12 protein-coding genes are annotated in these 12,337 nt (G+C 44.7%); 8 read left to right on the forward strand and 4 right to left on the reverse strand.

The genetic code is table 11. The features are described 5' to 3' along the window. Positions 1-5: 5 nt before the first annotated feature. On the reverse strand, positions 6-1,289 hold the full coding sequence (locus ACYUCY_RS14565; protein WP_460227246.1) for a hypothetical protein: 1,284 nt from the start codon (positions 1,287-1,289) through the stop codon (positions 6-8). A gap of 546 nt (positions 1,290-1,835) precedes the next feature. Here ACYUCY_RS14565 and ACYUCY_RS14570 point away from each other — a divergent pair. From ACYUCY_RS14570 to ACYUCY_RS14605, 8 genes are all read left to right on the forward strand, one after another. Further along, entirely contained in the window at positions 1,836-4,538 is a 2,703-nt protein-coding gene (locus tag ACYUCY_RS14570; RefSeq protein WP_460227247.1) for an HzsA-related protein, read from the forward strand. 11 nt (positions 4,539-4,549) lie between these two features. After that, entirely contained in the window at positions 4,550-5,314 is a 765-nt protein-coding gene (locus ACYUCY_RS14575) for an outer membrane beta-barrel protein (RefSeq protein ID WP_460227248.1), read from the forward strand. Continuing rightward, a complete protein-coding gene (locus ACYUCY_RS14580) occupies positions 5,284-5,958 on the forward strand; it encodes an outer membrane beta-barrel domain-containing protein (RefSeq protein ID WP_460227249.1) in 675 nt (224 codons plus the stop codon). Before ACYUCY_RS14575 ends, ACYUCY_RS14580 begins: the two co-directional genes overlap by 31 nt. 187 nt (positions 5,959-6,145) lie before the next feature. Next, complete coding sequence (locus ACYUCY_RS14585; protein ID WP_460227250.1) at positions 6,146-6,637, forward strand: TlpA family protein disulfide reductase; 492 nt, start codon at positions 6,146-6,148, stop codon at positions 6,635-6,637. Further along, the gene (locus ACYUCY_RS14590) at positions 6,634-6,864 is read left to right on the forward strand and encodes a DUF4266 domain-containing protein (RefSeq protein ID WP_460227251.1); all 231 of its coding nucleotides are present in this window, start codon (positions 6,634-6,636) and stop codon (positions 6,862-6,864) included. The genes ACYUCY_RS14585 and ACYUCY_RS14590 overlap by 4 nt, the downstream gene beginning before the upstream one ends. After that, complete coding sequence (locus tag ACYUCY_RS14595) at positions 6,851-8,038, forward strand: DUF3570 domain-containing protein (protein ID WP_460227252.1); 1,188 nt, start codon at positions 6,851-6,853, stop codon at positions 8,036-8,038. The genes ACYUCY_RS14590 and ACYUCY_RS14595 overlap by 14 nt, the downstream gene beginning before the upstream one ends. A 280-nt stretch (positions 8,039-8,318) precedes the next feature. After that, entirely contained in the window at positions 8,319-8,657 is a 339-nt protein-coding gene (locus tag ACYUCY_RS14600) for a hypothetical protein (RefSeq protein WP_460227253.1), read from the forward strand. Positions 8,658-8,876: 219 nt separating this feature from the next. Next, positions 8,877-9,371, forward strand: a complete 495-nt coding sequence (locus tag ACYUCY_RS14605; RefSeq protein ID WP_460227254.1) for a 6,7-dimethyl-8-ribityllumazine synthase — start codon at positions 8,877-8,879, stop codon at positions 9,369-9,371. Between the two features lie 54 nt (positions 9,372-9,425). Here the strand turns inward: ACYUCY_RS14605 and ACYUCY_RS14610 are convergent, their stop codons facing one another. The 3 genes from ACYUCY_RS14610 to ACYUCY_RS14620 are packed head-to-tail and all read right to left on the reverse strand — an operon-like array spanning position 9,426 to position 12,330. Continuing rightward, positions 9,426-10,445: an ABC transporter ATP-binding protein gene (locus tag ACYUCY_RS14610; RefSeq protein ID WP_460227255.1), complete on the reverse strand. Its 1,020-nt coding sequence runs from the start codon at positions 10,443-10,445 to the stop codon at positions 9,426-9,428. Then, the gene (locus ACYUCY_RS14615; RefSeq protein WP_460227256.1) at positions 10,442-11,503 is read right to left on the reverse strand and encodes an ABC transporter ATP-binding protein; all 1,062 of its coding nucleotides are present in this window, start codon (positions 11,501-11,503) and stop codon (positions 10,442-10,444) included. Before ACYUCY_RS14615 ends, ACYUCY_RS14610 begins: the two co-directional genes overlap by 4 nt. 2 nt (positions 11,504-11,505) lie before the next feature. Then, the gene (locus tag ACYUCY_RS14620; RefSeq protein ID WP_460227257.1) at positions 11,506-12,330 is read right to left on the reverse strand and encodes an ABC transporter permease; all 825 of its coding nucleotides are present in this window, start codon (positions 12,328-12,330) and stop codon (positions 11,506-11,508) included. Positions 12,331-12,337 lie beyond the last annotated feature (7 nt).

Below are 12,337 nucleotides of genomic sequence, written 5' to 3' on the forward strand. Positions count from 1 at the left end.
TTTACTTAAAGACCCGCGCTGCAATAACCCGCAGTTTCTGCGAATACTTGTTTCAAGTTATACCCACTCTTAAAATTCGTGGTGGTAGTCAATATTTGATTTTGATCCGCCACATCAACAGGATCGCGTAAACACACAGCTTTAAATACTTTCTTAACCTGACATTGCGCAAAGGCTTCGCTGTTAGCCATTTCTTCACCCATTGTCTTAGCGCCTGTACCTGACCCGGTCAAAGCATTTGACCAACCTAATTTGCGGTTTGGCCCCTGCCGCCAGTAGTTTTCCCAACTGTCATCTGGAGTAACAAAACCGTAAGGGAAGTTGCTAGCGTTAATATGATATTTTTTTCTCACTCGCGAGCCGACTTCTATATCGTTGTCGGTATCGCCCGCTAAGTTATATTGCAAAGAACCTCGATCGGGATCGGGGTCGCCATTGCCATCAACCGGATATTCAAAGTCATAGTAAGCAAAGGCTTGAGCCATTGGGTCCATACCGATATGACAACCAACACAACCATTGGTAAATAAACGACTATCGCCACCAGGGCTGCGGCTCACATCTTGACGAATACGATTCGGCACACCCGTAGCATCTTCAAGCTCCTCAAGATCAACGCAAAGTTGAGACATCAGAGTAAAACGAAACATCGCGCGGTTCGTCCCGTCGATAAAGAATGCTCTCGAAGCCGCTCGGGTAGTCATAAGACCCGCAGTTGCCGCAGACGGTATGCCACCAGTTTGTGCGGATTGTGTCGTTTGCGTTAAGGCAGTTTGTAAATTTGCACCGCTTGCTTCTAGCTCAAGGTAATGCTGATTACTATTGATCGCATAACCCGTCGTAACACCATTACCTACATACAAAATGTCGTCCGTTAAGATGGATCGAAAATCAATATTCGGATCGCTCTCGGTATCGCGAACAATACCAATGAACGTGGCGATGTAATCATTGAGAGGAACAAATGGATCGAAATCTCGATTCGTCCAAGGCGCGGCCATTTTCTTCAAGGTCGCGTTGTAGAATCCGTCGTTGCTCATAGCAATCTCAGCGGCACTCGGTGTGCCACCACCAATATTCGAAATATTCCCAGCTTCAATTTGAGTCTGCATTTCCAATAAAACAGTCTCGGTGGGCGGCACCCCAGCAATCCGATCGTGAATAAACTTGGCTTGCTCGCGAGATCCGGCGTTAGCAAATGATGCGAAGACTGACAATGTCGCGAATAAAGCGACGCTTTTTGTCAGGGCTGAAATTACGATGTTTTGATTTTGTTTGAACTTGATCACAACTAATTCCCAGAATGACATGCAATGCACTGAATTTATTTGTTCTATCGAGCGGTGTTGCAAGCTTCGTGCTCAAGAGCAAATAAATTTTCCAATTTAGTAGCGAAAATCCTATTGGATTATTATCAATACAGAAACCCATTTTTCTAACATGGGAGAATTTTGTATAGTACATCACAGTATTTTGCGCTTATTTTTCAAGTACTTCCGGGTGCTCAGTAATTCATGTTATTTCATCGATTGAATGCCGCCGATCGTCAATAATCCCACCTTAAAGCTGCTTAAAAAATCTGATGGGCTTACTATATATCTAGAAAATTCGTGACTTTTTTGGCGGAAATATTTTTATTTTTTATCGACAATGTGATTTGTTAGCGAAAAACTAGAACTAAATATTTATTTCAGACACTTTGGCAAAAGAATTGAATCGAAGTGAAATGAAACAAGCTCAATAAGAAACAATAAGTAATGGCCGCTAACGCATTTATGACCAACGCCATGAGTTCACTTTTGTTGATAAGCAAAAAACAAAACAGGTAAAAACCAATGAATGGGCAAGATCTAGGTTCCAACACAGTTCGCTTTATTATGTCGAGCATTGCTGCATCAGCGTTGTTTTTGACGGCTTGTGGCGGCGGCGGCAGTGGTGGCGGTCAAGACCCTGATCCAGTTCAGCTCGACCTTCCAATTGCCTACGTTAAGCGCTCCATTCCGATCGACCCAAACAATATGAATGCCATCGTCCCTGACGATATAACGACACCCTACGCTTTCAATCCCGGTGCCGCCCTGTACATTCGTGATCGTGCCTCGCCTACCGCGCAAGAATTTAACATCACAGACCGTGCCTGGCCCGCAGGAGAGCTTTATGACGTCAAGGATGTCGAAGCTTCTTACGATGGAACCAAATTGTTGTTCGCCATGCGCGCACCCGATGACCCTAACCTCAACGCAGACGAGCAAGCAAAATGGGATATTTGGGAATACGACCTCCCAAATGACACCCTGCGGCGAGTGATTCCTTCGGACAGCCTCGCACAACGCAGTCACGACGTCGCTCCTCACTACTTGCCGGAATCTGGCAAAATTGTATTTTCCTCAGATCGCCAACAGAACAATCGCTCAATTTTGCTATTGGAGGGTAAATCTCAATTCGGTGGCCTGCACGAAGGTAACTTAAATGGCGATGAGCCCGCTTTCGTTCTCCACACCATGGATGACGACGGCTCCAATATCGATCAGATCACCTACAACCAAAGCCATGACCTACAACCCACTGTCCTAGATGACGGTCGGATATTATTTTTGCGCTGGGATCGCTATGGCAATAATAATATGAGTCTCTACACCATTAATCCCGACGGCAGCAATCAGCAAATTTACTACGGTTTTCACAGTCAAAACACCGGTACCAATGCGGTTCAAGCCGTTTTTGCTCAACCTAGACAAACACCCAATGGTGAAATCCTAGTGAATCTTCGTACCAGAACAGATGCTCGTTTTGGTGGTGATATGGTCTTGATTGATGGAGCGAATTACATCGATATTAATCAAGCAACAACCGCAAATGCAGGAGCGACAGCACCTGGACAAGTGTCAGCTTCGAACCTTGCAGTGAATATCGATGCGACCATTTCTCCCCACGGTTATTTTAATTCTGCTTACCCCTTTTTCGACAATACAGACCGGTTTTTAGTTAGCTGGAATCAGTGCCGCTTAGTTGATCCGAATGACCCAGATCCTGCGAACCCAACGACGTTTCTTCCTTGTACCGATGCCAATTTGCTAATACCCAACATCGTTGAGGCAGAACCGTTGTTCGGCATTTGGATTTACGACCCAGTTGGCGGCACTCAGTTACCGATTATTCTTCCTGAAGACGGGCTCATCTATTCGGAAGCCGTCGCAATGGAACCGCGCGCGATTCCAAGCGTTTTTATCCCGCCCGCAGCCGATGTCGGTTTAGTAGGCGAAAAAGTGGGTGTTGTACACATTCGCAGTGTTTACGACTTGGATGGGGTAGACACCACTGCTAACGGGATCGCCACAATGGCTGACCCCAACCAAACTGCCTGGAGCGCACGACCCTCACGGTTTATCCGCATCGTTAAGGCTGTCAGTATCCCTGATGACGACCTATACGATTTTAATAACGATGCTTTCGGCATCGGCGGAAGCGGTCAATCAATGCGAGAAATTTTGGGTTACGTTCCCATCGAACCAGACGGCTCGGTGAAATTTAAGGTTCCAGCTGATGTTGCCTTTACCATCTCGATTTTGAATCGAGACGGAGCACGAACCAGCCCCCGCCATCAGAATTGGATGCAAGTACGTGCCGGTGAAGAGCTCGAGTGTAATGGTTGTCATACCGCAAATAGCCAGTTACCTCATGGCCGAATGGATGCTCAAGCGGCTTCGGCAAACCCCGGTGCAACCACCATTGGTCCTTTCCCAAATGCACAGCCAAATCTTAGTGCTGAAATGGGCGAAACCATGGCGGAAACCTACGCAAGAATTAATGGCCCACGCACCCCCAGTGTCGACTTGGTTTTCGACGATGCATGGTCAGTTCCCCTCGATACAGCAGCGGCTATCAACTACTCCTACAATGACCTCGACGCCTCCTTTCGAATACCGACACTTGCTGGCTGTGTTGCGAATTGGGCGGCAGATTGCCGGATTACAATCCACTACCCAACGCATATTCAGCAAATTTGGGATTTACCACGTCCGGTGGTGATCAACGCCGTACCGCAAATGCAGCCTTGTAGTTATTGTCACGATATCGCCGATAATGTTGACGATACTACTCTCGCCGAGCCCTTGGGCCACCTAGACTTACGCAACGTTGCCGCAAATCCAAACGAAAGCATTATCCATTTGGAATCATTTCGAGAATTGCTTCGAAACGACGTGCAACGGCAAGTCGTTGGAGGCGTGTTAACGCCAATCACAGTACCGCGCGTTGATAACAACGGTAATCCGGTTTTTCAGACCGACGCGATGGGCAACCTTATCCTTGATGGGATGGGCAACCCAATCCAGATACTCGATACCATAACAGTGCCTCGCTCTATGAGCCCTGCCGGCGCAATAAACAGCCCACGATTCTTTGCAAGATTTAGAACGGGTTCAGGAAATGCGACTCACGAAGGCTTATTGACGCCTGCGGAGATAAAATTAATTTCAGAATGGTTAGATATTGGGGCACAATACTACAACGACCCATTCCAAGCCCCGGTAAACTAGTTAAGCCATTGATGAAACAAAAGATTTTTCGACCAAAGTGGTGGTCTACAGCCCTCTTCGGCATCCTCACTTTGTGTTGTTTGACGTCACCAACACATGCGAAGGAAGCGCTGGCTGTGAGCGTTCTGGACCAATATGTGGAAGTACACACCGGCCCTGGGCGGGGCTACCCCGTATTTCATGCCGTCGAATATGGCGAAACCATCTCACTGATAAAGCAACGAACCGACTGGGTAATGATTGAGACCAAGCGCGGCAAATCCGGTTGGGCTCGCCGCAGTGAGCTAGAAATGACCCTTGGTACCGATGATGTGCTGTATATATTCGATACCCCGGACATCGATGATTACCTGCGCAGACGCTGGAGCGGAGGCATGGCTGCTGGAGATTTTGGCGGTGCCGATGCGATGACCTTGTTTCTGGGCTACCGATTTTCAAATAATTTGTCAGTGGAAGCTAAGTTGACACAAGCCATCGGAAACTTTTCGGATAGCCTGATCTTCGGTACTAATATTGTTCATGAAACCTTTCCTCATTGGCGAGTTTCACCTTTCTTTTCTCTAGGCGCAGCGGTCATTCAGACGAAACCCGATGCAACACTTATCGCCTCAGAAGATCGAACGGATAACATGTTGACCGTAGGGGCCGGCGTACAAGCTTATATTTCACGTCGCTTAATGGTTCGACTGGAATACACCAATAATTTAATTCTAACTAGCCGTAATGAAAACCAAGAGGTTAAAGAGTGGAAACTCGGAATCAACGTTTTTTTCTAGCACTGCTAACTTGCTTGTTCATCGCACCCTGTTTTAGTCAGGACGAAGAAAGCGATGACGCGGAACCCGAACGCGTCACAACAAGCTCAGTGCTTGACCAAATAATCACGCCTGATATGGAACGTCGTGTTATCGAAGATGACATTCTCGATAATGAAGACTTTGAAATCAGTATTTTTTACGGCGTATTTAGTATTGAAGAATTCGGTAGCAATGATGTGGCAGGGCTTCGCCTAGGCTATCACGTTACTGAAGATTTCTTTTTAGAAACCACTTTCGGTCAAACGACTTTACGCGAGACAAGTTTCGAGCGGCAAAGTGGTAACTTGAATTTTTTCAACGATAGAAAATTGACGTACTACAATGTTTCTATTGGCTACAACATTTTTCCCGGCGAAATATTTATCGGTGAGAACTGGGCCTTTAATACCTCGCTCTACATAATTGGTGGCTTTGGGAATACCGATTTCGCAGATGAATCACATTTCACGTATAACTTTGGTGGCGGCTTGCGGCTTTATCTAACGGATTGGCTAACCTTTCATGTCGACATTCGCGACCATTTGTTTTCGTACGATTTATTAGGAGAGGAAATAGACACCAACAACTTAGAGGCACACATCGGCTTCGGTATATTTTTCTAATACGAGAATTTTTTGCTGAGCTTTTTATCGTGGGTGTAAATTTTTATTTTTTTGGGGATATTTATTTGTTTTTTATGGCTTACTGAAAAATACGTTATAGATAAGACGTACAAAAAGCTAAAAAACAAATTAACCAAATGTTAGCGATACATATAGTAGGGCTAACGAAGTATTTCAGGAGATTCGAATGAAAAAGTTTTTATTGGCTCTGATTATGAGCAGTTTTGCAATTACTAGTGCCAACGCCGCGACCAAACTAGAGGGCGTTGCACCGGACTTTACCTTACCCAGTAACAAAAACGAAAATATTCGCCTCGCAGAACAACGTGGCGAAGTAATCATGATAAATTTCTGGGCTTCCTGGTGTGGCCCCTGTCGACAAGAAATGCCTATTCTTGATGAGCTTTATTCGAAGTACAGCAGAGCAGGTTTTAAAATTTTAGGTGTTAACGTCGACGCTAATGTTGACGATGCCAATAAAGCATTAAAGAAAATTCCTGTTACCTTTCCAGTACTTTTTGACACAGAAAACAAAATTAGCGAACTGTATGATGTTAGTGCCATGCCAACGACGATTATGATCGATCGTGATGGCAAGATGCGATATTTACACAAAGGTTATAAGCCTGGTTATGAAGAAGACTATCGAAAACAAATTCAAGAGTTAATTCGCGAATGAATACGTTAACGTTAAAAATTTCTGTACTGGTACTCGCTCTAGCTTTTTTTAGCGGCTGCACTATTCAGCCCTGGGTCAAACCTTACGAGCGACAAAATCTCGCCGACCCAATCATGAGCTTTGAACGTGATGCCGTAGCAACGAAGTATCTCAACCACGTTTACGAAGCGCGTGAAGCAATGCGTGGAGCAGAAGGTAGTGCCGGAGGCGGATGTGGTTGTAACTAGATTGAAAGCACTACTCGCGATACTAGCGGTTAGCGCAATTTTTCATTCTAATTTAAGTTTCAGTGCAGTTCTGCCTGAAGACCGTGTGGATGTTCTTTACCATGCCTACGATGGGGGTGGTGCGGATATTAGCGGGCCTTCCGTGTTAGTCCGTAAAAGCTTCGCCGACACTATTTCAATATACGGAAATTATTATGTCGACATGGTAACTAGCGCTTCCATTGATGTAGTGTTCGCGGGTGCAAGTACTTATACCGAAGAACGTACTGAATACAGTGTCGGCTTCGATTATCTTTATGACAAAACCATAATGAGTTTGAGCTACTCCAATAGTTCAGAAAGTGACTATGACGCTGAAACAATTGGCTTCGGTATTAGCCAAGATTTTTTTGGTGACTTGACCAACATCTCTCTTGGCTTTAGTTATGGTTCGGATATTGTCGGCAGAAATGGAACCGTCAACCCAGTCGATGGATCAAACAAAGTTGGCGAAGCAGAACATCGTCGTTACAGTTTAGGAATTTCACAAATTGTAACGAAGAATTTGTTAGTCGCACTTAACTTCGAAACTGTGATTGACGAGGGGTTTTTAAATAACCCTTATCGCTCAATTCGACATCTCGACCCAACCACCGTAGATCCAAACGATACCGTACTAGAACCCGAACTGTATCCGGAAACTCGCAATAGCGACGCGTTCTCAATAAAAGCTTTATATTATTTGCCTTATCGTGCGTCTATTCGCGGTGAGTATCGAACTTTCGGTGACTCATGGGGGATTAATGCAGACAGCCTTGAATTTCGGTATACCCACCCAATTGAAGCATGGAACGTTATCCTAGAAGGCAAACTCCGCTTTTATAAACAAAACCAAGCCGATTTTTATAGCGATTTATTTCCATTCGCTAATGGGAACGGAGTTGAGTTTCGTGCACGGGATAAAGAAATGAGCGATTTCGGCACAACCACTTTTGGCCTTGGCGCCAGCTATGAAATCCCTCCTGGAATCATTCCATTTTTTGACAAAAGCAGTGTCAATCTTTATTGGGATCACATTCAATTAGATTACGATAATTTCCTCGACGCGACGCAAACCGGCGTTGCCCCCGGCAGCGAAGATCCATATTCATTTAACGCCAATGTCATTCGCCTATTTTTCTCTTTCTGGTACTAGTCAGACGACGCACTGAATTATTGTTTTTCTCCAACTCGAGCAAACAGCTTCCAAGAGCCTTAACCAGAGCCGTTCTCACGGATCTACCCCAACAGAGTTCCTCGACCCATGTCCGTACGGTCAGCAACCACTTTTCCTCAGTCTCACACTTAAGTATTATCGCAAGTACCATATTGCTAAAATAATTGTCACTGTTTTACATTTAAGCACTTCTGGTAATCTCGTAAGCGCCATACACTATGCCTGAATATATTTCTTAACACTTAACGGGGAATCCACCATGAACAACAATCTTATTCGATTTTGCATCGCACTTTCTTTTGCTTTTTTTATTAGCGCGTGTTCAGAAAAACCTGAAGACTCTGGGGTCAGCGAAGCCGTCGATTCTGCGGTTGAAACCGTAGCTGAAGGCTCAGAAGATTTACGAGCACGAGCGGAAAACGCCGGTGAAGCCATCGAAGAAAAAGCGGAAGAATTAACTGCAGAAGCCAAAGAAAAATTAGAAGACGCTAAAGAAGCTGGCGCTGAAGCCGTTGAAGACGCAGAAGAAGCCCTGAAAGAAACTAAAGAAGCGGCGAGCAAGAAAATGGACGAAGCAAAAAACTTGCTAAATAAGTAACCGTAAATGCCTCAATGCAAGGGAGCCAAACCTCCCTTGCATTACTTATACTACCGCTCCTCTCCTTCCCTATCATTTATCAATCCGACAGATACATCCCCATCAATTCGAACTCTATCGAATCTAAATTGGGAATGGTGATTGTCCGACCCTGTGACATTCTTTACAATTGCCGCCCTGAAGTATTTATCCGCTATTCGAACTTTACAGGGTTTCATCATGAGCAAGCGACTAAGCAAATCTAAAGTGTCTAAATTGCTACAGGACGTACGCGTAGCTTTTATTCAATCATGCTGGAGTAAAGATATTGTTGATCAATGTCGTGATTCATTCATCGCAAATGTCGACGCGATGGGTATCACTAAAGACCGTGTCGATTGCTACGAAGTACCTGGCGGCTTAGAGATCCCCTTACAAGCACAATTATTATCAAAAACTGGCGACTACGACATCATCGTCACTTCAGGCTTAATTGTTGACGGTGGAATCTATCGACACGAATTTGTTGCTGACGCCATTATTAAAGCCTTTATGGATATTCAACTTAAAACTGAAATACCTATAATATCGGCCGTACTTACTCCACATCATTTTCATGAAGGTAAAGCACACCACGATTATTTTTATGATCACTTTAAAATAAAAGGTGAAGAAGCCGCGAACGCCTGTGTTAAAACCTTGCTCAATGTTCTCGATTTAAAAAAACGAAAATAGTCATAGTGATTAATCTGCTATCGTTTTAATACCATCGAATTTTTACACGGCTTGTTAATCTGGAAAATGACAAGCGACAAATTGATCTGTTTCGAGTTCTTGCATTGACGGTTCCTGCTGTGCGCACAGTGCTTTCGCCTTAGGGCAGCGGGTACGAAAACGACACCCACTTGGCGGATTCAGTGGCGACGGGACTTCACCCCCTAATATAAAATCGTTCTCATCATAGGCGAGCGGGTTATCGATATCGGGAACGCATTGTAATAAGGCTTGGGAATAAGGATGTTTTGGCTGTGAGTACAATTGTTCAATTGGTGCGATCTCACACAAGCTTCCCAGATACATCACCGCGACACGATCGCAAATCTGTTTAATTACCGCTAAATCATGAGATATAAAAATCATCGTGAGGCCGTAACGAACCTTCATTTTTTCTAGTAAATTTAGAATTTGCGCTTGTACCGAAACATCCAACGCAGATACGGGTTCATCACAAATCAAAAATTTTGGCTCGCTCACGATTGCACGGGCCAGACTAATTCTTTGGCATTGACCTCCACTGAACTGATGTGGCTTTCTATCCCAAACTGAAACGGGATCAAAACCCACTAATCCTAAAGCTTGGGTTACTTTCTCTCGAATGATTTTTTCATCGAATTTTTTTGAGATTCTCAAGGGTTCCGCAACAATTTCGCCACACTGACGTCGAGGATTCAAAGACGAAATCGGATCCTGAAATACCATTTGAAGTTGCTGTTTGGATTCGGGGCGTTTTTGATTATGAGATGATTTTTTATCGCCGGTTAATAAATCCATGCCTTGAAAAATCACGCGGCCCGCGCTCGCTTTTTCTAGCTGAACTAAACATTTTCCCGTCGTCGACTTTCCACAACCCGACTCACCCACCAAACCTAAGGTTTCTCCTTTATACACATCAAAACTTATTTTATTAATCGCTCGCAGTGGCTCGCCACTCGCGTTGTGATAAATACATTCCAAACCTTGAACTGACAGAATGGTCTCTGATTCAGGCACGTAATTGTTTGCTGTCTCGTCTTTTTGAATTTGATTCAAAATGATTCACTCGCGGGTTTAGGTTTATTTTTATTGTCAGCGACCGGATACCAACAGGCAAAACGATGCTCGGGCACCAGAGATTGGTTTTCGCTCATTTCGCCACCCAATTCAGGTTCGGATTCCCGGCATTTTTGCTGCGCATACTGACAACGATCAGCAAAATTGCAGCCTCGAGGCAGTTGTCTTAAGTCTGGCGGTCGCCCTTCAATCACCGCGAGCTCCTGGTGACTCCGGGCGTCAATTCGCGGAATCGATTGTAGAAGGGCATGGGTGTAAGGCATCCGTGGATTTTGAATTAATGCTTTTGCCGGCCCAATTTCAACGATTTTTCCCGCATACATCACTGCTATATCGTCGGCGATGCCGGCAACAGTCGCCAAGTCATGACTGACAAAAATCATCGCCATATTTGCTTGGCGCTGTTTGTTTTTTAATAGACGTAGAATTTGCGCTTGCACACTCACGTCAAGCGCGGTGGTTGGCTCATCGGCGATAAGTACGGCAGGATCACAAGCGATGGCGATGGCAATCATCACTCGTTGACGCAAACCACCCGAGAGCTGATGGGGATATTCGCCAAGTCGTTGTTGAGGTGCCGGCACACCGACATCCTCGAGCAAGCTTAAGGCGCGCTTGAGAGCTTCTTTCTTGGATAATTTTTTATGACGAATCAAACCTTCACTCAGTTGCTCACCGATATTGAGCACCGGATTAAGCGATGACATCGGATCCTGAAAAATCATTGCGATGTCATTACCGCGTAAAGCTGATAGTTTATGTTCTTCTAATAGACGTAAATCCTGGCCTTGAAAATGAATAGAGCCACCAGCAACAATGCCAGGTGGCACCGGAATCAATCCCATAATCGAACGCGCTAACATGGTTTTTCCCGAACCTGACTCACCCACAATCGCCAGAGTTTTTCCAGCTTCTAAGGTGAAACTTATACCATCAACAACTTTCGCCAAGCCCCCCGATGTTTCGAAATAGGTTTTTAGTTTATCGACTTGCAACAAACCAGTTTCACGAAACGCTTGATTGTTATTGACCGTCATTTTTACAACACCGTCTTACGAACATCAAAATGACGTTGGGCTTTTTCACCCAAGATATTTAACGCAACAACCGTAATAAACATGACCAAACCAGGCATGAGAATGGTGTGTACTGCAGTTTCTAGGTTGGTTCGTTCGGCGCTTATCATACCGCCCCAACTGGGCGCAGGTGGCGGTACGCTTAAACCCAAAAACCCTAAAGATGACTCAGCCAAAATTGCAACCGCAAACATCACTAAACTGTATGAGAAAAGCGGCCCAATTAAATTCGGCAGTATTTCCCTGCTCAGAATTCTTAAATCCGTTGCGCCCAAAGTGCGAGCGACTAAAACAAATTCCTTGCTTCGGTACACTAGAGTATTAGCGCGAGCAATACGAGCAAAAGCAGGTATAAATACCACGCCAATAGCAGAAATTACAACAATAATAGATGCACCTAAGAAACCAATAATTGCTACCGCCAGAATAAGTGCCGGAAACGACAACATAACATTCATCACTCCCATAATCATCGTATCAATGCGTCCCTGATAAAACGCAGCGATAACGCCTAAAGTGCTGCCAAAGAGTAAACCGATCATTACCGAACCCAAACCAACAAACAATGAAATTTGTCCGCCATAAATGACTCTCGAAAAAATATCTCTACCCAGTGAATCGGTTCCCATAAAATGGTCGCCATTAGGTGTCGCCAACATGCTGAATAAATCAAGTTCTTCCGGATCATTGATTGGCAACAAAGGAGCGAATACCGACAGCGTGACTATGCCGACAAGCCAAATTGCAGAGAGTATTACGCCAATTGAAATTGTTTTGTTAAAAATCATAGTAATA

It is taken from the genome of Aurantivibrio infirmus (assembly GCF_054767315.1).

What these genes read in the sequence shown, in the direction of transcription:
- ACYUCY_RS14615 (WP_460227256.1), bottom strand. Translation starts at nt 11,503, where the DNA reads ATGACGGTCAATAACAATCAAGCGTTTCGTGAAACTGGTTTGTTGCAA.
- ACYUCY_RS14585 (WP_460227250.1), top strand. Translation starts at nt 6,146, where the DNA reads ATGAAAAAGTTTTTATTGGCTCTGATTATGAGCAGTTTTGCAATTACT.
- ACYUCY_RS14570 (WP_460227247.1), top strand. Translation starts at nt 1,836, where the DNA reads ATGAATGGGCAAGATCTAGGTTCCAACACAGTTCGCTTTATTATGTCG.
- ACYUCY_RS14620 (WP_460227257.1), bottom strand. Translation starts at nt 12,330, where the DNA reads ATGATTTTTAACAAAACAATTTCAATTGGCGTAATACTCTCTGCAATT.
- ACYUCY_RS14575 (WP_460227248.1), top strand. Translation starts at nt 4,550, where the DNA reads ATGAAACAAAAGATTTTTCGACCAAAGTGGTGGTCTACAGCCCTCTTC.
- ACYUCY_RS14590 (WP_460227251.1), top strand. Translation starts at nt 6,634, where the DNA reads ATGAATACGTTAACGTTAAAAATTTCTGTACTGGTACTCGCTCTAGCT.
- ACYUCY_RS14600 (WP_460227253.1), top strand. Translation starts at nt 8,319, where the DNA reads ATGAACAACAATCTTATTCGATTTTGCATCGCACTTTCTTTTGCTTTT.
- ACYUCY_RS14605 (WP_460227254.1), top strand. Translation starts at nt 8,877, where the DNA reads ATGAGCAAGCGACTAAGCAAATCTAAAGTGTCTAAATTGCTACAGGAC.